This is a genomic window from Lactobacillus sp. M0403 (genome assembly GCF_016101265.1).
GTDB lineage: Bacteria > Bacillota > Bacilli > Lactobacillales > Lactobacillaceae > Lactobacillus > Lactobacillus apis.
In genome coordinates this window covers 157,387-179,934 of record NZ_JACFQV010000003.1, presented here as the reverse complement: position 1 = coordinate 179,934, position 22,548 = coordinate 157,387, and the positions used below count along the sequence as shown (strand labels likewise).

The following is a 22,548-nucleotide window of genomic DNA, read 5'->3' as shown; positions in this document are numbered from 1 at the left end:
AATTGTAGCTTAAATCAAATCTAGCTTCAATGCAATAATTTAAATACAAGTCGCTCATCCCTAATTCTTCCGTTTAAATTACCAAAAGAGCCTCGCTATAAAACCATTTACAAGTAAAAAGCCGTATTTAGATAAATACAGCTTTTTATTTATATCAGATTGTCTAATTGTTCTTCTTGTCAGAATAATAAAGATTCTCAAGTCGTTGATATGATCCAGGCTCGACCTTTTCAATTGCTGTTGCAATCGTATCAAGTGCATCCTTATAGTTATAATCCATACTGTAAAGTTGCATTGTTTTCTTTTGTGCCTGTTTAATTGAATCATGATTAGAGTACTTGTTTGAATATTGCAAGGTTAACTCAACTAAGTCAGCACAATTGATAATTTCATCTGCTTCTCTTTTTAGTCGTTCAACGTCGTCTGAAATCTGAATTAACTCGTTAGAAATTTTTTCCATATTAATTCTAACTTCACTCAACTCTTTTGCAACATGACCAATTTCATTAACTACTAGCGTGTACATTTGAATAAATGTATCAGGATTACCAGGTAACTTCTTACGCTCCAAACGGCGATAGACTAACGAAACTTCTTGCTTAAAGCGATTGATTGAATCATTAGCTACGTTTTCAGCATCGTAAAGCCCATCAACGTCTTGTGACATTCTCTTCTGTTCATCGCTAATTTCACGTAATCGCTCTATCATGCTGAGCCAAGAAGTCTTGATTTCGGAATAAACGCCCTTTCCATCAGCAATATTCTGAGTATCTACAGTATATTGCCGATTCATATCGTTTACTTCTTGTTCCAGTTTTCGACTTTCAGCTAGTTCGCCATGAGTTAGCTCATAGCTTTCATCGATATGCCGCAATTTTTCAACTAGCTTTTTGGATTCAGCTTGTGCATGAGCAAGTAAGCGTTGAATTTTATCTTGATTCTTTTCAACAAACGGACGAGCTTTGTATTCTAGCGTTAAAACATCATATAGGCCATCTATTTCAGACTTAATTTGCTTAAGCTCCTTCTTGAGATCTGCCATTTTTAATTCAGCTAATAACTTTTCAGCATCATCAACTTGAACACGAATTTGTTTAATTTCTTCTAAAACATTTACCTTAGTAATGCAATATTTTGAAGAAGCCATTTTTTTGTAGGTATCAGTTAGTTCACTTAACTGTTCACGAAAAACCGTGTCAAGCTCATGCTGGGCCTCGCGAACTTCAGGTAATTTTGTGCCAATCGAATTAATTGCTGCTTTTATTTTAGATAAAACGCGCTTAGCTTCAACTTGATCCCCCTGCGCAGTTAAACTTTTGGCTTCAGTAAAGTCAGTTTCAATTGCACCAAGTTCAGTTTCAATTTGATCAAGTGCAACACCATATTTAAAGGAATCGGCTAAAACCTCTTTACGCATCTCCTGGTAGCTCTTATTCAAATCATCATATTCCATTTGATTTTCGCGATTTGACTCAAGCAATTCTGTAAAAACGTCTTTTGTGTTTTTGGCATCATCATAAGTTGGCTTCATAATTTCTTGAGCCTGCTTAATATTTTTGTTTGCCTTAAAAAGCTGATAATGTGCGTTTTGCTCTGCAGCTTGCTCTAGTAATTCCTGAACTTCCGGAATTTTCTTACTAGTTGCTTGTTCATAGTTCTTACGCCATGTTGTTAAAGTTGTTAGACTCTCCCCGGCAAGATCAATCTTATCAAGCTTAGCAATATCATTGCCCAAGTCCATTTTGTCAATCTTGGTAATCATATCGTCAAGCTCAATAATTTCTCGCAATTGCCTCCGATTAATGATGAGCATAAATGCTACAATAAGAATGATAATTAAAATTGCAATTATTACAATTATGGACTGAGTTGATGTCATATTTTTCCTCCAAAACTACCCTCAATTATACCAAACTTCTTTAACGGAGTGCGGATTGATTTGAAAGAAGTTAACTATCTTAATTGAATGCTAAAATCTACCATTAATATGACCTTTTCCTGACGTTTTTAATTTATCAATATAATAATTACCAAATTGGCCTAAATTTAACTTGTTTTTTTAAAAACCGCTTAGAAACATCCGGTTTTCCTTGCTTAAATAGCCCAAGGTAGCTATAATAGACTTCGTGTAAAATATTTGCAGCTATAAGTGGCAAGAACGTCAACATCTTAATACGTTTTAGTGAACGAGTAACCGACGCTGCAAGAGGCGAAAATGAAAATTAAGATGCACGAATGCTAAACTTATACGTAACTATTTTACTCCAAAAACTGTTATCAGATTTTATTGGAGGATTTTATGTCAAGATATACAGGTCCAAGCTGGAAACGTTCCAGAAGATTAGGAATTTCACTTTCAGGCACTGGTAAAGAACTTAGTCGTCGTAACTATGCACCAGGTCAACACGGTCCTAATTCACGTGGTCGTTTATCAGAATATGGTGAACAATTACACGAAAAGCAAAAGCTACGTTGGATGTACGGCTTAAACGAACGCCAATTTAGAACTTTGTTCAAACGTGCTGGTAAGATCCGTGAAGGTGAACACGGTACTAACTTCATGATTTTACTTGAATGTCGCTTAGACAGTCTTGTTTACCGCCTAGGTTTAGCTACTACTAGAGAACAAGCTAGACAATTAGTTAACCATGGTCACATTACTGTTGATGGTAAACGTGTTGATATTCCTTCATACGACGTTAAGGTTGGCCAAGTAATCGGTCTTAGAGAAAAGTCAAAGAACTTACAACAAGTTAAAGATGCACTTGAAGCAGTTGTTTCTCGTCCATCATTTGTTACATTTGATGACAATAAACTTGAAGGTTCTCTTGTACGTCTTCCAGAACGTGATGAAATGGAACCAGAAATTAACGAAGCTTTGGTTGTTGAATACTACAACAAGTTACTTTAATTTCTTTTATTCGCAAAAGCCCTTTCCTACTTGGGAAGGGTTTTTTGTTACTTGAAAGGAAAAAATAATAACTATGTCAGATGATTTAAACACACGAGTTGCAAATGCAGCCCAGGGAATCACCCCACAAACAAAGCCTGATGAACGTAGAAGATATCTCGGTTCACTGCGAGAGCGCGTCTTTGTCAGAATGAATAACACTGAAGTTAAAGACCCTGCCCTAACCCAATTATTTTTAACGCACTTCAATGATTACACTGGATTTTCGATCCTGATTAACGGTAATTTAAATGATGAATTTTTAAATCAGGTTGAGGCACAATGTGGAAAAACAAACATTCCTTTTACGATTGTTACTAACGAGACCGCTAAAACTGGTCCTGAGGATACGGCAATTTTAGTAGTTTCAAACACAGCAATTAACAAAATGCGAATAGAAATAGCCCAAGTTTACCCGCCCGAAATTCCTAAAACTGAGTTAACTCATGATGCTAAAAAAGATAAAAATGGTTTTTGGCATCGCTTATTCCATGGAGATAAATAATGAAACCATTAGCTTATCGCATGCGTCCACGTACACTAGATGAGGTTGTGGGGCAACAGCACTTAATTGGTCCTGGAAAAATTATTAGACGAATGGTTGAAGCCAAACTGTTGTCATCCATGATTTTATATGGCCCACCAGGCATTGGAAAAACTAGTATTGCAAGTGCAATCGCTGGTTCGACTAAATATGCTTTTCGCATGCTTAATGCTGCTACTGATAGTAAAAAACAATTGGAGCAAGTAGCTGCAGAAGGTAAATTAAGTGGAACTGTTATCCTTTTACTAGATGAAATTCATCGGTTGGATAAAACTAAACAAGATTTTCTTTTGCCTTTACTTGAGTCTGGCGAAATTATTCTGATAGGTGCGACAACCGAAAATCCATACATCGCAATTTCTCCAGCGATAAGATCACGTTGCCAGATTTTTGAATTAAAACCTTTAGCTGAAGAAGATGTTAATCAAGCAATTAACCGCGCACTTAGGGATTCAGAAAATGGCTTGGGCTCATACCATGTTGAGCTTACAGATGATGCAAGAAAATTATTAATTCAAAAAGGAAATGGTGACTTACGAACCACCTTAAACGGTTTAGAGTTGGCCGTTCGCTCAACTAAGCAAGAAAAAATTGCTGCGGGTAAAAATGAAGATGACCAACTAATAATTGACCAAGAAGAAATGGCAAATTCAATTCAGATGCGCAGCCAAAACTTTGATGCAAAAGGCGATGGACATTATGACTTAGTCTCCGCCTTTCAAAAATCAATTCGCGGTTCCGATACTGATGCTGCACTGCATTATTTGGCTCGTTTAATTGAATCTGGTGACCTTATTTCAATTTGCCGCAGACTGAGTGTAATTGCATATGAAGATATTGGCCTAGCAAATCCAGCAGCTGTGCAACACGCACAGCTTGCAATACAGGCAGCACAAAGTCTAGGCTTTCCTGAAGCGAGGATTCCCCTGGCAAACGCTGTGATTGAACTTGCACTTTCACCAAAAAGCAATAGTGCAATCAGTGCAATTGATCAAGCACTAGACGATGTGAAAAGTAAAAATTACGGTCCAATTCCTGATGACCTTAAGGACACCCACTATAAAGGTGCTAAGAAACTAGGTCACGGTAAAGGATATGCATACCCTCATTCATTTGCTAATGACTGGATTGCACAACAATATCTGCCGGACAATTTAGTTGGTACGCAGTATTTCAATCCTAAAGGCAATTCTAAAATCGAAAGTGGCCTTAAGAAGCAGTACGAAATTCTACATGAAATGCAAGAAAAAGGATTAAAAAAATAAAGAGTGACACAACTGTTATTTCTAACAATTGTGCCACTTTTATTTTTGTCTAAAAGTTAACTTTCTAATTTAAAAATTAGCCTTTTTAACATATTTATTTTGAGCAACGATATAATACTTTTTGTTCTTAATAGAAATAGGATCACCATAGGTCGAAATTGAATGGTTCTTTCTCAATACCTTTTTACCTAAACGATTACCATATTTGCTATAAAGATAAGCATTATGTCTCAGCTTTAAGTTCTTACCATCGACGTTACCTGCATTAACTAGTAAACCATTTTGCAAAATATAGTAGTTAGATCCACTAATTGCTTTTTGCCCGGTTACGCTAATTATTGAGCCAGCTAGATAAATCAATTGGTTAGCACGATGACCATTTTCATCATAAAGGTATGCATTGTGCATCAACGTTTTTTCAATGGTTGTCTCGGATTCTTCCTTAGGCCCATTAGCAGATATTGCTTCAACCTTTGCAGATTGATTAGAAACAATCACTGCGACATTTAAAGCTTTAACATAACGATTTTTATCAATGATAAAGTACTTCTCGCCACGAAGTTTAACACTATCACCATAAGTTTTAATAATACTACCCTTCTTTAGAACACCAGCTTTCTTTACACGCTGTCCGAATTTGTTATAAACATAAGCATTATGCTTTAACTTTTGCTCAATTGCCAATCCGTTGCCAACAGCAACATAATATTTCTTATTGTTATCATGTGTGTCAATTAGTACATAGTATTCATTACCTGCAATAGTAACAGTACCATAAGTTGAAAGAATTGAGCCGGCACCAAGTGTAACTTTGTTAGCACGCTTTCCTGAATTATCATATAGATAAGCATTATGCATTAAGGTTACATTAGTACTTTCGCCTAAATCATTTGCTGCACCATTTTCTTTATCAGTAGTTGTTTGCTTAGGTGGATTTGCAGGGGTAGAAGTTGTATCACCATTACCGTTAGAAGTAGAATTACCTCCACCATTGTTAGAATTATCATTATTGCCATTATTTCCGTTATTGCCGTTGTTATTGTTGTTGGCACTATCTTTAATAATTTTATCAATAACAGTTGAATCTGATGATGCCTTATTAATCGCTTCAATACCATCGTCACGCTTACCGTCAACATCAGTAAGAGTATTATTTTGATCAATCTTTTTCTGAGCATCTGCTAGAAGGCGGTCGATTTCAGTCTTAATCACAGCTTTTTCATCATCAGTATAGTTATCACCATTTTCATGCTTTATCTTGTTATTATCAATTTTCTTCTTAGCATTAGTAGCAGCATCAGAAACAGCAGCTTTGGCAATTTCCCGTATTCCAGTTATTCTATTATTTGAAACTTCATCGTAAGAATTACCAGATATATATTTATATTTATCATGCTCACTGTTTGTTGAATAAATCCATGCAGAATCACCAAAGTATTTTTGGTTCTGGGCAACTGCACCTTTGTACTCAGCCTCAATATCCCTATTGGCAGAACTCTTAACTGTGTACAATGCTTGCTGCATTAATTGATCAATTGCTTGCCTTGTCATGTCAATATCATGGTTCATCTGATTGGCAATATTTTCATAAGATGCATCAGCTTGAGCATCCTGAGTAAGCACAGTGTTGATACTTCCGTGTATGCCATCAAGTCTATTTTTGAAATGATCCCTATCTGGAGGAAGTAGACTATCTATATCATTAAGCGTGTCCTTTGCTTTATTAAACATATCATTAACTTGTTCTTTGGCCATTAGCTCATTATAAGCATTGATTCCTTTGCTATACGATTGGGTTGTAGAGCCAATATTTGTTGAATGCTTAATTGTATCAATTGCATCCTGGATAGCTTGAATATTCCTTTGATAAGCAGGATTTGCTTTTTGTTCTTCAGTTAACCCATTGTATCCAGCTTCTAGACCTGTTACTTCATTTCCAGCACCCTTTAAGGCATTAGTTTGATTATAATCAAACCATTCAGAAGTATTTTGATAAGTATCAGTTAGCTTAGTACCAATTTGATTTTCGTCAGTCGGAATTTTGTTGATATCAGTTTGCTGCTCTATGCTTGCTTTTTCATTTGCATATAGGTCATCAACTATCTTGTTTAATGCTTTCTTTTGATCGGCAGTTAGTTGAGATAACCCAATAATGTTGTGAGTTGTTGCATATTTTCTTTGTAAAATATCCTCTGCCTTTGCTTTTGCAGCAGCAAGATCAGTATCTTTTTCAACATCAGCAAATCCAGGAATGTGACTACCGGAATCACTATCAGAATATCCTTGAGTTGCGTTGCTGACAATCTGATCAACATCCTTTTGGATGTCATCAATAGAGCGATCATTTCCGTTCTTATCTGTAGTTGGAACTGCATTAATCTTTGCTTTGCTCTGATCGTAAATATCTTGGAGCTTCTGCTTTTGCTTTTGTAAATCAGAGTTTACTAAACCAGAACTTTCAAGCTTTTTATCAGCTTCTGCTTTTTGCTCAAGAAGATTATTAATGGCATTTTGCTTGATTTGATAGATTTCTTCTTTATTTTGAGCTGTTTGATAAAGTTGATTAATTCCAGCTTCACCCAAGTTGGTTGAGTGTCCTTCGCTATCCAATCCCTTTTCAATAGACTGCAATTTCTTTTTAGCATTTTCGAGATCAGTTGTTGTCGGACTGCTTGGTAAAGCAACTTTACTAATTTCATCCTTGGTCTTTTGAACCAGCTGATTAAGTTGATCCTGTAAGTCAGCCTTTTGTTGATCAGTTAAATGACTTGCAACCTGACTAATACTGCCCTTATCGTTGACATATTTATCAAGAGCGGCAATTTGCTTGTTCTTTTCGCTAAGTAAATTAGCTGGAATACCGGCCTGATCTATCGCAGCTTCACCAGCTTTTTCAACTTGATCTAATTTTGCATTATCATCAGCACCATATAAGTCACTAACACCTTTTTGCATCGCGTCATTTATTGCAGCTTCATTTTTGCTTATCTCAGTTGGATCAAGACCTAAACTTGGTAATTTTGCCTTAGCAGCTTCAGCATATTCTTTCAGAGTATTAATTTGTTTGTTCTTTTCCTCGAATCTCTGAGTTAAACCTGTAATTGCATCATTACCAGCTTGTGCTGCTTGATTCATTGCACTATTTGCATCTGTTGAATTGTTTTGAGCAGCTTGAATATTTTGGGCAGCTTTATCACGCTCTGACTTAATTCGGTCTCTCATCTGATCTGCAAGACTAGGATTATCTTTAGCAATCTTATCGGCAGACTCGTTTGCCTTATTAACTGCATCCTGCAACTTAGTCAATGCATTATTAACAGATTCTGCCTTGATAATTTCATTATTAGCTTTATCCAAATCAGCATTATTCTGATTTTTAGCGTCAGCTAATTGATCTTTATTTACAGTGGAGTTAATTCTTGACTCACCAGATTGCCGAACTTGATCAAGTTTATTCTTCAGGTCATTATATTGATCTTGACCTAGCTTTTTATTAGCTAAATCTTGATCAATTTGTTGTTGTAATTTACCAATTGAGTCAGCCAAATCATTCTTAGCAGAGTCTTTAGCAGCGTTCATGTTCTTATCGTTGACGGTGTCAATGATTCCTTTCATAATGTCGTGGCCCTCATCTTGGGCTTTTTGAACGTCATCTTGGTTTTTAGCCTTATCTACCTTGGCCTTTGCCTTATCCCGCTCGCTATTAATCATGTCCGCATCTCTAGGGTCATTTTGAATGGCTCCTTTAGCATACTCATCCAAAAATGAATTTGCCTTATTTTTAACTGATTGCAGTTTAGCATCGGCTAAAGCCTGATAAATATTGTTTAGACCAGCATTTTTCTCTGTGTCAATATTTTCTGCAATAGCACCATTAACGCTTGCAACGGCATGATTATAAGCATCTTGTGCTTGCTGCTTAAACTTAGCTAACTGATCTGAAGTTAAACTTGGTAATCCATTAATTTCTGGTAGAACACCGGTATCTGTTGAGCCCTTTCCAAGAGCTTTATCAAGTTCTTTAATTGCTTGATCTCTTTGGTTACGGATATCATCTGCATCACTCTTACTTGCATTTGTGATAACATTACTAATTCCCTGCAAAGTATTATTTTTAATCTTTTCAACTGTATCACTATCATTTGCAGCGTCAATATCTTTAAGGCCTAAATCAGCTACTTCAAAAACTGCATTTTGGTCTCGTGAATCATGTAGTTTATCGCGAGCTTCAAGTGCTGTCTTTTGAATCAAATCTTTAGCAATAACTTTATCACTAGCCAACTTTGCAGCTGATTCGACATCATTAATTTTATTTAATGTATCTTGATAAATCCCAGTTAATTGATCTTTATTCGTTGTAGCATCAATTTTACTGTTTGCATCTGTTGGGATTTTATCAAGTTGACTAATTGCATCATTAAATTTATCTTTTACTTCATTTCTTTGGTCTGTCGATAATTTGCTATATATGTCACTTAAACGACTCTTGGCACTGGTAGCAGCATTAGCAATACTATTCTTAATGTCGGTTTTAGATGCGTTGAAACCATTACCTGTAGCTTCTGCAGCATCAATAGCTGATTCACCTTTTTTCTCAGCTGTGTTAGCGTCGGAAATGGCATCTGTAGAATCAATTATTGATTTAGCATTATCACGTGCAGCTGTAATGTTATTAATAGTGGTTGTCTTGGTATCATTAGTAATATCCGAAGAATTATTGATTCGCTCAACCGCCTTTTGAGCATAATCATCAAGCTTTTGCTTATTAAGAATCTTATTAACATTTACATCACTAATCACATTGTCAATTAATGACTTACCATTTTGAACGATTTCATTAAGCTGCCCATTAGTAGTGGTGTTTTTATTATTAATTCCATTAACACCGATATCATATGTAGCATCCACTTTTGCACGTAAGTCTGCTTTGTTGGCACTTGTAATCTGATCCATATTGCCAATTTGTTCTTTAACTTTATTTCGCTCAGCCATTAAAGTTGCTAAAGCTTGGTCTTTTGCAGACTGCAAGTTAGCAGAAGTTTGAATGCTTGCTAAATCATTTTTACCTTTAGCTAGTGCTGCATCTATATCATCTTTATTTGCACCTTGAATAGCAGTTTGAGCTTGATTAAAGACACTTGTAATCTGATTATAGTAGTCGTTCTTTTCTGTTACTCCTAAATTAGGATCATTAGTAATTTGACTATTTGCGGAATCGCGCGCATTTTTTAACTTCTCGATTGCGGAATTACGTTGCTTTTCTAGAGCTTGGGCGTTGATATCTGATGAAAGAGAATTAATAACAGAATTAATGGCATCAATTCCTGTTTGAGCATCATCATTAATATCAGTTACTGTATGGTCATTAGTAATAGCTTGAATTGCTTGATCATATCCTGCATCAATTTGATCCCGTTTAGCTTGAACTGTTGCAGGATCAAGTTGTTCATTCTGCTGAGCATTTGTAAGAGCCTCTTTAGCTTTAGTTTTGGCCTGTTGTAATCTACTAATTGCCTGAGCTCTAGTGGCTGTAATCTGAGCAGCACCTAAATCTTTTAGAATATTATTTTGACCTTCTTGTTTAGCCGAAGTAATATCAGAGATACTTTGAGCCGAAGTGATTTTTGCCTTTGCAGCCTGTGCATCTTGATCAATTTGATCTTCATAATATTTCTTATTTGAGGGACTGAGTTGACTATCATCAATGTTTTCAATTTTGGTTTTTGCATCATTAACTGCTGTATCAATGTCTTGAGTTGCCTTTGTTCTAGCTTCTTCTATCTCCTTATCTGCAGTGCCTCGAGCATCGCTTACAATATTCTCAATACTACTTTTAGCATTAGTTACTGTATCAGCAATTTTTGAACTATCAACCTTGTTTAAGGTATCTATACTATCTTCAGCTACCTTACTGATTTGGTCATGATATGCTTTCTTTTGTTCATCAGTTAGATTGCTTGTTTGATCAATTCTTGAATTAGCATTAGTTTGCTCTTGTCTAATCTGCTTGATAGCATCATCTAAGGAGTTGTTACGCTCACCCTTAGCTTTAGCCGAAAGTAGCAGGTTGTTCAGAGCGGCAATACCATCATTTCGTGCTGAGTCGATTGCGGTTAAACTATCTGCTTGGTCAATGCGCTGGTTATAACCAAGAGGAGTTGTTGAATTATTGAGCAACTTCTGCGCAGCTACTACGCTATCGTCAATATCATTTGCAGATAAACCAGGCAAACTACGCAATTGGGTTTCAATATCGCTTTCAGATTTAGCTAGTTTAATCTTAGAAAGCTGTCTTAAAATTGACCTCTTAGTAGCCTCCTCAGTCGTTGAGACAGTTGCGGAATCGCTGGCTTTATCAACATTAGTCAAACCATCATTTACTGTTTTCTCTATATCAGAGTTTGAGGCGATCCCTAACGAATTTTCATTAGCGGTTGCATAGCCCCAAATCTCAGCCTTTGCAGCATTTTGATCAAAAATAGTTTGTGCAGCTGCTTCTCTTTGACTAATTACATTATTATCAGCAGTTCCGTATATCGACTTTTGCTTATCATACATAGAACTTCCTGGTTTAGCAGTTGCAACTTGGGCAGCCTGATCAATTGCGTCTAATAGAGGAACCTGCTGATCCGAACTAATGCCTGAGTTCTGTACTCGCTTTTTGGCAGCTTCAGCTGCAGCATTAATTTTACTTGCTTCTTGATCAGCATTTATATCCTTAATAGCCTCCTTCCCCTTAGAACCATCAGGATCATCACCAGTGATAATGTTGTGAACTGCTTGATTATAAGAATCTTTTATTTCTGCAGTTTTATCGGCATGGTTTTTAATTTCATCTTGAGCAACAGCCTGTAAGTCCTTTAGGGCCTGAATTGTTTTGTTAACTTGATCAATTATACCTTGAGCTTCTTTTTGGTGCCCATCCACTGATACTTGATCAAGGTCTTTTTCAATGTCACCTTCCGGTTGAGCGATAGCCTGAGCGCGAGACAAACGACCAGTTAGCTTTAAGACTTCGTCCTTTTCTTCTTTACTCAAGTTAGGATCGTTTGCAAGTTTGTAAGTATCGACATAGACCTGATCAATTTTTTGCTTAAGATCGGTTTCAATACTCTCTTTATAGCCATAAGCTGCTTGATCAATCGCATTAATACCATTCTTTTCTGCTTCTGTAATATCTTTATCAGCTTGAAAAGCTTTCACAGTATTAATTGCTTTATCACGTGCAGCATTAATCGCATCTACCATGGTAGGAAATCTCTTTGACTGCAATGTGGCTTCATTATTTAAATTCGTTATTGCACTATCGCGAGATGTTTCAATCGTTGAAGAACTTTGTGCTTGGCTTACGATGTTCTTAATCGCATCAAGGGCAGCATTCTTACGATTGTTAACTTCTGTTAGCGTGTTTGAGCTTGAGGCATAAACTGAAGTTTTTTCATTATTAGTATCAATTGTTTTGGATGCAGCGGCCGCAACTTTATCTAATTGCTCATTAAAGTCTTTAACTTGAGCTTCAGATAGGTTGTTAGGTCTATGAATTTTCGCATCACTAATTGCGTCAGTAATTGCCTTAGCAGCTTGATCTTGTGCATCAGACAAAGTTAAAATATCTAAGTTTTTAATAATTGGGCGACGTCCCATAGCTACGCTTGATGGATCGTAGCTAACAAAGTTAGCATTTGGCGCTAGTTCTACAGAGTAACCCTTATCAAACTTAATCGTTTGGTCAGCGGGAATAGTAAAACTAAAGGATCCGTCATCATTTACAATTGCCGCATATTGTGTTGGTAAAGGATTCAAAGAACTGTTGCTTGAGTCTCTTATAGTGTCTTTTGTTTGCGCATATGGATTATCAATTATGTTCTTACCATTTTGATCCTTTGGAGTCCATGCTGTCTTGCTACCCATACTATCAATCAAATTAGCCATAATGTATGCTTTAGTTGCAACAGGTAGAATTAAACTAAATGGGTTTTTCAAATTTTGTGGATCTGAATCAGGACCATCAACAGCAGAATTGTAATTAATTACACTACCTGGATCACCAGAAATTGTTTGTGAACCATCAGCATTTCTAGTTATTTGAACCTTACCGGGATCAATATCCAAAAAGCCACTTGGATTGGCTGGAACAAAACTAATGTTGTTATAACCAAAATTGTTTCTATTATTAAATGCCTTTTGAATAATATCTGAAAAGATTTGATCGTAAGTCCAACCGTTTTTAATACCATCAGCCAATGATGTTTGAACGTCTGCTGGTAACTTATCAAGTGAAATATTAGCTTTAGCTGCTTGCGCCTTAATTTCTGCTAATCTATCTGCAGTTAACTTCTCTTGGCCATTAAGCAATTCAATATTATCAACTGCAATCGTGCTATCAGTTTTCCTTACAGTTAAAACGTGAAACGGTGGCAATGTTACTTTACCTAGCCCACTTTGCGTCGAACTCAAATCAAACTGTTGTCGAACATTTGTTAAGGTAATTGGCATTGTACCGATAATACTGGTATTAGGATTGGTATTACCTTGGGCATTTAAAATTAATGAAGTAGGATTATTAACAACTAGTTTTCCACCTTGAACATCTACCAATAGTATTTGACCAGTACCGCCGTTTACATATTTGCCACTTGGATCTGGCTGACCAAGAACGATATTGAAACCACCGTTTTCTATATTAGCCGTACCCTTAATAAGAACTAACGTACCAGAATAGTCACCCATATTTGAACCGTTAATGTTTAGCGAACCTCGCGGTAAAATGTTAAAGTTACCGCCATCATAAATTAGGTTTCTGTTCCACCAGTTATTGGCTATATCGCCGTTAGTGGTAATATTGACTTTCGCATCGCTATTAATATTGAAGACAGAATTACCATCATTGATAAAGATTGCACTGGACTGATCATTATCGTATGTTCCATTATAGTGATCACTACCAACTACGATGTTTAATTCACCATCAACATTTACGGCTTCATTATTCCCCCGCATGGCGATAGCCAAAGGAAGACCAGTATGCTCAGCCGCATTTGAACCTAAACCATTATTAGGAAAATAGATTCGCGGCGAAAGTGTAACCTTAGCGTCCTTAGCAATATTAACAACGTTATTGTCGCCATTCATTTCAAGCACGTTACCACCAACAGTTTTACCGGTAAAAGTCCCGCTAAAATCGATTGAGTTATTTGAACCAGTAAATTCAAATAGTTGTTGAACATCACCACTTGAAATCGTAATCCCTGGATATGGTGTATGCGTTACTTCACCGTAGTTAGTTCCTGTGAAGTAAATTTTAGTATTATTACCACAGTGAACCATTTGCGATCCATGGAAATTAACATTATTAAAGGTGATTTTTGAAAAATGACCGTCCTTGTTGTAATCATCAGTCATGATGACGCCCCAAATATCAGCACTCCATAAATCAAGATTATCGTACGTAATATCCAAGTCTTTCGTACTTCCACTATTTAATTGAAGGTGATTACCTTTCAAATCAACTTTAAATCTGGTATTACCGTTGCCACCGGATTTAACCAACATTTTTCTTCCGTAAAAGTAGAAAGCTTGTGATCCATTCTCTGGTCCGTCTGTAATATCGTTCATGACGTCAATTTCTGAAATAGACTCATTCTGAAAAGCAGCTATAAGTTCAGTAAAGCTATGGACCTGCGCTACACTAGCATCCTTAGTTTTAATTTCAGTCTTTTTAGCAGTATCTGGAACTTTAGCCGCTGGATCAGTTGGATCAACGGGTTTAGTCGTCGTACCTCCTTTACCTGAGGTGTCAGTGGTTCCACCAGTTTGATTGGTATCAGAATTACCTGTACTAGTTTGGTCCTTAGAATCAGCTGTGTCAGAACTAGGTTCTTGATTAGTACTATTTTGCTGATCAGAGCCATTTGTTGCATTAGTCTTTCCTGTCTGACTAGTTGAAGAACTTGAATTAGTAGTTGGAGGCACACTGCCATCTCTTAAAAATGAGCTTAAACCTGAATAGGTACTTACATCAACCAAGTGATTAGCATTTTGAGTGTTATCATCTTGGGAGTTAACCTTTTGACTATCAGAAGTACTCAAACTATCTGTCTTCTTGCTAACTTCTTGAGCAGCATCTACCATGTCTGCTTTAGCAGTTTGGGTATTTAGGCCAAAAAAGGTAAAGCCCAATAGCACAGAAGCAGTACCAATTGTCAATTTTCGAATTGAAAAGTGGTCCTGCTTATCTTGCATTTCCATTTTCTTTAATCTTTCATTGTTATTATTTTTCCCTAGCATGATATTCCTTTCTCAAAATCTATGTTACAACTACATTGTATGACCACTATTAATAATTTGCTAATATAGTGCTTACACTTGATATACATTTTATAAATAATGAGTTAAGTGATTTTAAAAAAGGAAAATGAGGGGATGTTTTCTGCAGACAATTACTATTATATAAAGATTTGCTGATGTGCCTCAGGATTGATGCTTAATACTTCAAATAGAAAAAAGTGCATTTCATTTGACAATTACTTGTTTTCTTAAATTATATTTAAATAGCTTAATTATGTATAAATATTAAAATAATAATAAAAACAACAGTTTAATTCATAACATTGTGATTTTTTTGCAATACTATCTGCTTATTGTTTAAATCTTGACAAATGCTGTAATGGTGGGTAGTATAATAATTGATCTGAGTTGATCGACTAGCTTAATTGTATATAGTTGACCGGTCAAACATAAGACATGCGAGATTGTAAATAACTTTTGAATCGGAATACTATTACTTAGTTAATAGGATCCATATTCATTGCGATACATCTCATTTTTTTGAACACTGCGGGTTCAACAAGCATTCTTTTGCTATATTCGGTCGACTCGGATTTCTTTAGAAATTCAGGAAGCGGTCTATTGACCGCTTTTTTATTTGGAGACTTTTATGATCTTAAAAATTGTTATTATTCTGTATTTAGCCGTGCTTCTTCTAACCGCCTTCTATCTTTGGCATAACCGAGATAGACACTTTTTGGTTTTTAGTAGTAAAAGTAATACGAATTTCCGGCCTATCATGTCTTGGACAGCAATTATTTTATTGTTGGAATGCATTATTGGGATCATCATCTTATTCCAAAGTAATAAGTATTTGAATTTGGTTACCCTACTCCTTAGTTCAATTACTATTCTAATTTTTAGCTTATTAATTAATCACGAAAATGATTAATTGGCCAAAAGTTTGGTAAAATGAATGTATAAGAGAGGTGTTTTAAATGATGAAACAATATCACCGCATACAAGTCGCCGTTGATGGATCAAAAGAAGCAGATTTAGCTTTTAAAAAAGCAATTTTACTAGCTAAGGGTAATAATGCAGGCTTAGAAATTTTACATGTCATTGATACTAGATCCTTCCAAAATGTTTCAAGCTTTGACTCCGAAATGGTTGAGCAAGTTTCAAATGATGCTAAGGAAAAGCTGCAAAAATATTACAATGATGCAAAAGAAGCGGGAATTAACGATGTTCACTTTTCAATTGAATTCGGTTCTCCTAAGGCAATCATTGCACACGACTTTCCTAAAAAGCATCAAATTGATTTAATCGTAGTTGGTGCAACTGGCTTAAATGCTGTAGAACGAATTTTAGTCGGTAGCGTAACCGAGTATGTAACCAGAACCGCAGATTGCGATGTACTAGTTTGTCGTACCGCCGAAAATCAAAGTTAAAATAAACTGGGCATGCAAAAAGCACTTCTTTTAAAAGAAGTGCTTTTTATTTTTAATTAAAAGTCGCCTGCCTGGCTAAACATATAATCTTTATTATGAAACTTCATCGATAAAATCATACCAATACCAATCATATTCCCAATTAAGGCTGAACCACCTTGGGAAATAAATGGTAATGGTATACCTGTCAACGGCAAGAGATCAATACTCATTCCTATATTTTCAAAAACATGGAACAAGATCATCATAATGACCCCGGTCGATACATATGAGTAAAATGCATTTTTGGTATCAAATGTGATACGCACCATCTGAATAATCAGGTATAAGTAAAGCAAGATAACTGCTACACTACCAACAAAACCAAATGATTCACCAATTACTGAATAAACCATATCCGAACCACGGACTGGTACGTAAACACTTAGATTTCCAAACCCATTACCAAAAATCTGTCCAGATCCAATCGCTTGCATACTCTGCCACAACTGATATGCTGCTTTAGATGTATCTGTAGATGGATTCAGCCAAGACATGATACGAGCAAATTGATACGGTTGAAAAGAATGGCTTAGAATAACCTGGCCGCCTGGTGTAGTTACCATAAAAATCACTACCACACCTATAATTGCAACTATGATAAACATTGGTGTTATTATCTTCCAAGATATTCCTGAAACAATAATTACCCCACCAACTATAGCGAAAAAGACAAGCATCGTACCAAAGTCATTTTGTAATTTCAGTAGAATTGCAATTGGTAGCATCCAACCAACTATTTTACCAATTAAAACCCAGTCATTTCGAATTGTGTGTGCGAACTTCTGATTGTGCTCTCTAACTACTCTAGCTAACATTAGAATAAACGCTGGTTTCATTACCTCGGATGGCTGAAAGGAAATTGGCCCTAGCTTAAACCAACTTTTGGCACCAGCATCAGCAGCTATACTTCGATTATAAAAGAATAAAACTGCAATCAAAAGGACAATTCCTAGACCGTAGGCATATGGTGCAATTCGAAATAACTGCTCTGCATCAAATTGAATTACAAAAACAACTATTACTAAAGAAATCAGATACCAAAGCCCTTGCATTAAAACTGCTTTTACTGGACTTCCCATATGACTTGGATCATCTATTGCAGCAAAGTAAATCGAGTATAAACCAACAGCTGCCAGAATCAGCACAGGAACAACAATGTTCCAGGCTATTTGATCATACAAATCAGTTTTATTTTGTACTTTTACCATTAATCATCACTGTCCACTATTTTTCATGTAAAGCAAAGTACGATAGCAAGTCATTGATGCTACTTTCTAACGTCTTTGCATATAGAACACTATTAGTTTTATTAGTAGTTGCACGATAACGTCCATCAATTTTTTCAATTAAACCAATAGCTTTTTTCTTCTGTGGAATGACTACTTCCCAAGTCGGATTATCTTTTCCGTTGATTTCATTAATTTCAATATTAATATTCTCTGGTTTCTTTGACATAAATACTCCTATTTCACATCAGGATGAAATTTTTTAGCAATAATTTCATCTTCATATCTCTCTGGGTGGGGGTTACGGAAAATAGTAAACTTATCAGGTACCGGATCAACCCCTCCGCGAACAAAGGGATTGCACCGCAAAATTCTGCTAATACCCATAATTAATCCTAAAAAAGGACCAAATTTGGTCAATGCATCAATCATGTAAGTTGAGCAAGTAGGATAATAACGGCAAGACTTAGGTAAAGCCGGCGAAATAAATTTCTGATAAATTTTAACTAGATAAATTAAAATCTTACGCAAACCACACCTCCAGTTGAATTAATGACGTTGATGCTTTTCGATATTTTTAAGCAAAATGCCTGTTCCCAATGCAACAGCTTCAAGAGGATGATCAGCAGTCAAAACTGGAACCTTAAGATAGTACGAAATTAGTTTATCCAAGTTCTTTAACATCGCACCACCACCAGTTAGCATAATACCACGATCAATAATGTCGGCAGATAACTCAGGCGGAGTCTTCTCTAAAACATCTTTAGTTGCTGCAATAATTGTCATTAAACCATCATGCAAAGCTTCTTGAATTTCAGGAGCAGAAACAGTTGCCTGTTTAGGAAGACCATCCACTACATCACGTCCACGAACAGTAATCGTCTGATCCTTATCCGGTTCAAACGCACTACCAATTTCAATTTTAATTTGTTCAGCTGTTCTTGAACCAATAAGCAAATTATGTTTGTTTTTAATGTAAGAAACAACAGCTTGGTTCATATGGTCTCCAGCATAGCGAAGAGATTGGCTAGTAACAATTTCACCCATTGATAAAACAGCAATATCAGTAGTACCACCACCAATATCGATAACAATGTTACCTTGTGGCTTAAAAATATCTAGCCCTGCACCAACAGCTGCAACCTTAGGTTCAAAATCAAGGTAAACCTTACCACCACCTGATTTTTCAGCTGCTTGAATAATTGCTTTCTGTTCAATTGAAGTTACTCCAGTTGGAGCACAAATCAAAATGTTGGGTTTTGACATAAAGCCCTTAACATTTAATTTTTCAATGAAGTAAGATAGCATCGCTTCTGTAATGTCAAAATCGGCAATTACCCCATTCTTTAATGGGCGAATCACACGAATGTTACCAGGCGTTCTACCTACCATTTTGTATGCTTCAGTTCCAACAGCTACTACTTTATTTGTACTTGTATTGACAGCAACTACTGATGGTTCATTCAAAACGATTCCCTTACCAGAAACGTTAATGAGCACGTTGGCTGTCCCTAAATCAATTCCTATATCTCGTGCCACGATAATCCTCCATAAATATTCATTGTACATTTTACCATAAAGAAAGCTAGTTTGCTGCACTCTTCAGGCGTTTTAACAAGTCTTAAAAGAAATTACTTAATTGTAAAGAAGTATCTATCAGCGTAATGAAAAAATTCCCCACTAAAAAGCCTAACGCAATTGCTGCAAAAATCAGTAGCAATTGCGCTTCAAAAACCTTATTAGTTCTGATGATTTTTTCGATTCTAACACTCTTCATAATTTGAAATGATAGCCCTATTGTTATCAGGTAAATAATAATACTGATCAGAGCATGAACACCAAGTTGAAACATTTAATTTCCCACTTTTCTTTAGTCAAATAAAAAACGGATACACGCTTTTGTGTATCCGTTAAACTTTAATACTATTTACCTGAATTGTAAACACTAATCCGGTTGACAGCCCTTCTCAATGCAACTTGTGCTCTTTCGAGCGATCTTTGATCATGCGTTGCTTTTGCTTCCTTCAAAGCATCTTGAGCACGCTTTCGAGCTGCTTCAGCACGAGACACATCAATCTTATTTGAACGTTCCGCACTATCAGCAATAATCGTTGCTACATTATCAGAAAACTCAAAGTAGCCACCGCTTACTGCTATGTGATTAACAACTTCATTCATCTCACGACTTCTTTTAACCCTAATTTCACCAATTGAAAGTGGAGTTAAAATAGGCAAGTGATTATACATGATTGAGCGTTGTCCATCGATTGCACGCATCTCAACAATACTACAATGATGAGAAAAAACTACGCCATCAGGTGTTACAACATTTACCATGAAAAGTTTTTCTGGATCTGCCATTTGACATCACCCTACTTTTCTAATAATGCTTTTGCTTCAGGATCACTGGCGGTTACACCCATATCTTGAGCTTTTTTCAAAACATCTTCGATAGGACCCACGCTACGGAAAGCATCTTCTGGTAAATCGTCTAAATGACCATCCAAAATCATCTTAAAGCCTTTAATTGTCTCTTTGATTGGAACATATGAACCAGGTACACCAGTAAATTGTTCAGCAACAAAGAAGTTTTGGGATAAGAAGAACTGAATCTTACGAGCACGACTAACAATTACCTTCTCTTCATCAGATAATTCATCCATACCCAACACTGAAATAATGTCTTGTAATTCGTGGTAGCGTTGCAAAATGTGCTGTACACGTGTAGCAACTTCGTAATGTTCTTGACCAACTACTTCAGGATCCAACGCACTAGAAGTTGATTCCAATGGATCAACGGCTGGATAAATACCCTGCTCAACTAAGCTACGTTCCAAGTTGGTTGTAGCATCAAGGTGAGCAAAAGTTGTAGCTGGGGCTGGGTCGGTATAGTCATCGGCAGGAACATAAACGGCTTGAATTGAAGTAATTGAACCCTTCTTAGTTGAAGTGATTCTTTCTTGCAATTGACCCATTTCAGTTGCAAGTGTTGGTTGATAACCAACGGCACTAGGCATTCTTCCTAACAGAGCTGAAACCTCAGAACCAGCTTGAGTAAACCGGAAAATGTTGTCGATAAAGAGCAAAACATCTTGTCCTTCAACATCTCTAAAGTACTCAGCTAGGGTTAATCCAGTTAAAGCTACACGCATTCTGGCACCAGGCGGCTCATTCATTTGACCAAAGACCATCGCTGTTTTGCTTAAAACACCAGATGCCTTCATTTCAAAGTAAAGGTCATTACCTTCTCGTGTTCTTTCACCAACACCAGTAAAGACCGAAATACCACCATGCTCTTGAGCAATATTGTGAATTAACTCTTGGATAATAGTAGTCTTACCAACTCCGGCACCACCAAACAAACCAACTTTACCACCACGAACATAAGGCTCAAGTAAATCAATAACCTTAATCCCTGTTTCCAGAATTTCTTGGCTGGTAGTTAATTCATCATATTTTGGTGCATTTCGATGAATACTGTTACGAGGATGATCCTTATCAAATTTTGGACCATTATCGATTGGTTCACCTAAAACGTTAAAAACACGTCCTAAGGTATCAGAACCAACAGGTACTGAAATAGGACCTCCAGTATCTTGGACCTTCATTCCGCGCCGGAGTCCGTTGGTAGATTCCATCGCGATTGTTCTTAATACACCGTCACCGAGTTCAAGTGTAACTTCAAGAACAATTGATTCATCATCCGACTTAACGACGCGCAAAGCATTGTTAATATCAGGTAGGTTTTTGTCAAGTGGAAATTTCACATCGACTACAGGGCCGATTACTTGAACAACTTCACCTTCACTCAAAACATCTACCTCCTTTTCTCTTAATTATTTCAAAGCATTTGCACCACTGACAATTTCGGTAATTTCAGTAGTGATCTCAGCTTGTCTTGCACGGTTTAATTTTGTAGTTAAACTTGAAACCAAGTCATTTACGTTATCGGTTGCACTCTGCATTGCTGTCATTGAACTAGCATGTTCTGCAGTTTTTGCATCCAGAATTGCCCCATAAATAGTTGAACGGGCATATTGAGGAATTAGTGTAGTCAACACAGTATTAATGTCTGGCTCAATATCATATTCTAGATCTCGGTGTTCTTTTGCTTCTTTAAGGCCGATATCGATATCAACAATAGGAAGCATTTTTTCAACACGAAATGCTGATGATAAAGAGTTTATGTGGTGCGTATAACAAACGTACAGCTCATCATAAACTCCGTTTAAGTACATTTTGATTGCAGTTGAAACAATTGGTAAAACTTCGTCAAAAGTTGGCACATCGGAAATTGCAGCATTTTCATAAACAACATTCAAGTTGTTTTTCTTGAAAAATTCAGCTCCTACAGAGCCAACAGCAAGAATTTTAATATCTTTATTTTCTGCTTTTGCATCTTCAGCTAAGCCCATCATATTTTTAATGACGGCACTATTATATGATCCAACAAGTCCTCGATCACCTGTAATTACAAGATAACCAGTAGACTTTACTTCTTTACGAGCTTGAACCATGTCTGAAATGACACCTAGGCCAAAAACATTTTCATAGTCAATCTTACTGATGCTGTCTTCATCGATTGCAACATTTTCTTTGTGCAAGTGGCTAACCACTTGTGCACTCATCAAACGGGAAAGAGTTTGTCGAACATGGTCATTATATACCGTATATCCTTCATCTCTTTTTTCTGTTTGATTTAGTTTTGACGCAGAAACCATTCTCATTGCTTCTGTGATTTTACCAGTTTGCTTAACTGAAGCAATTTTCTTCTTCAACTCAAGTAAAGATGCAGGCATACGCT

Annotated in this window: 14 protein-coding genes; 4 read left to right on the top strand and 10 right to left on the bottom strand. The window is 36.4% G+C overall.

The window, feature by feature from the left end; translation table 11 throughout:
• Nucleotides 1-163: 163 nt before the first annotated feature.
• On the bottom strand, nucleotides 164-1,879 hold the full coding sequence (ezrA, locus tag H3T48_RS05485; protein ID WP_198188810.1) for a septation ring formation regulator EzrA: 1,716 nt from the start codon (nucleotides 1,877-1,879) through the stop codon (nucleotides 164-166).
• 420 nt (nucleotides 1,880-2,299) lie between these two features.
• Between ezrA and rpsD the strand changes: the two genes are divergently transcribed.
• The 3 genes from rpsD (at nucleotide 2,300) to H3T48_RS05470 (ending at nucleotide 4,759) form a co-directional block, all read left to right on the top strand.
• Complete coding sequence (gene rpsD / locus H3T48_RS05480; protein ID WP_046306681.1) at nucleotides 2,300-2,911, top strand: 30S ribosomal protein S4; 612 nt, start codon at nucleotides 2,300-2,302, stop codon at nucleotides 2,909-2,911.
• 73 nt (nucleotides 2,912-2,984) lie between these two features.
• Nucleotides 2,985-3,455 carry a YueI family protein gene (locus tag H3T48_RS05475; protein ID WP_046306679.1) on the top strand — a complete coding sequence of 157 codons (471 nt, stop codon included), beginning with the start codon at nucleotides 2,985-2,987 and terminating at the stop codon, nucleotides 3,453-3,455.
• A complete protein-coding gene (locus H3T48_RS05470) occupies nucleotides 3,455-4,759 on the top strand; it encodes a replication-associated recombination protein A (RefSeq protein WP_198188809.1) in 1,305 nt (434 codons plus the stop codon). Before H3T48_RS05475 ends, H3T48_RS05470 begins: the two co-directional genes overlap by 1 nt.
• Nucleotides 4,760-4,828: 69 nt before the next feature.
• Here H3T48_RS05470 and H3T48_RS05465 read toward each other — a convergent pair whose 3' ends face one another.
• Nucleotides 4,829-15,046: an SLAP domain-containing protein gene (locus H3T48_RS05465; RefSeq protein WP_198188808.1), complete on the bottom strand. Its 10,218-nt coding sequence runs from the start codon at nucleotides 15,044-15,046 to the stop codon at nucleotides 4,829-4,831.
• Between the two features lie 977 nt (nucleotides 15,047-16,023).
• Between H3T48_RS05465 and H3T48_RS05460 the strand changes: the two genes are divergently transcribed.
• The gene (locus tag H3T48_RS05460) at nucleotides 16,024-16,476 is read left to right on the top strand and encodes a universal stress protein (RefSeq protein WP_198188807.1); all 453 of its coding nucleotides are present in this window, start codon (nucleotides 16,024-16,026) and stop codon (nucleotides 16,474-16,476) included.
• A gap of 56 nt (nucleotides 16,477-16,532) precedes the next feature.
• On the opposite strand, the gene H3T48_RS05455 is transcribed toward H3T48_RS05460, so the two are convergent.
• From H3T48_RS05455 to H3T48_RS05420, 8 genes are all read right to left on the bottom strand, one after another.
• Complete coding sequence (locus H3T48_RS05455; protein ID WP_187157848.1) at nucleotides 16,533-17,726, bottom strand: FtsW/RodA/SpoVE family cell cycle protein; 1,194 nt, start codon at nucleotides 17,724-17,726, stop codon at nucleotides 16,533-16,535.
• Between the two features lie 16 nt (nucleotides 17,727-17,742).
• On the bottom strand, nucleotides 17,743-17,973 hold the full coding sequence (locus tag H3T48_RS05450; protein ID WP_046306667.1) for a DUF2969 family protein: 231 nt from the start codon (nucleotides 17,971-17,973) through the stop codon (nucleotides 17,743-17,745).
• An 8-nt stretch (nucleotides 17,974-17,981) separates the two neighbouring features.
• A complete protein-coding gene (yidD, locus tag H3T48_RS05445) occupies nucleotides 17,982-18,275 on the bottom strand; it encodes a membrane protein insertion efficiency factor YidD (RefSeq protein ID WP_187157847.1) in 294 nt (97 codons plus the stop codon).
• A gap of 18 nt (nucleotides 18,276-18,293) precedes the next feature.
• Complete coding sequence (locus H3T48_RS05440; protein WP_046306663.1) at nucleotides 18,294-19,283, bottom strand: rod shape-determining protein; 990 nt, start codon at nucleotides 19,281-19,283, stop codon at nucleotides 18,294-18,296.
• 82 nt (nucleotides 19,284-19,365) lie between these two features.
• Nucleotides 19,366-19,596, bottom strand: a complete 231-nt coding sequence (locus tag H3T48_RS05435; RefSeq protein WP_046306660.1) for a DUF1146 family protein — start codon at nucleotides 19,594-19,596, stop codon at nucleotides 19,366-19,368.
• A 71-nt stretch (nucleotides 19,597-19,667) separates the two neighbouring features.
• Nucleotides 19,668-20,105, bottom strand: coding sequence for a F0F1 ATP synthase subunit epsilon (locus H3T48_RS05430; RefSeq protein ID WP_046306658.1), 438 nt, complete (start codon nucleotides 20,103-20,105; stop codon nucleotides 19,668-19,670).
• 11 nt (nucleotides 20,106-20,116) lie between these two features.
• Nucleotides 20,117-21,556, bottom strand: coding sequence for a F0F1 ATP synthase subunit beta (atpD, locus tag H3T48_RS05425; protein ID WP_109715392.1), 1,440 nt, complete (start codon nucleotides 21,554-21,556; stop codon nucleotides 20,117-20,119).
• Nucleotides 21,557-21,580: 24 nt separating this feature from the next.
• Entirely contained in the window at nucleotides 21,581-22,543 is a 963-nt protein-coding gene (locus H3T48_RS05420) for a F0F1 ATP synthase subunit gamma (protein WP_074425480.1), read from the bottom strand.
• Between the last annotated feature and the right edge of the window lie 5 nt (nucleotides 22,544-22,548).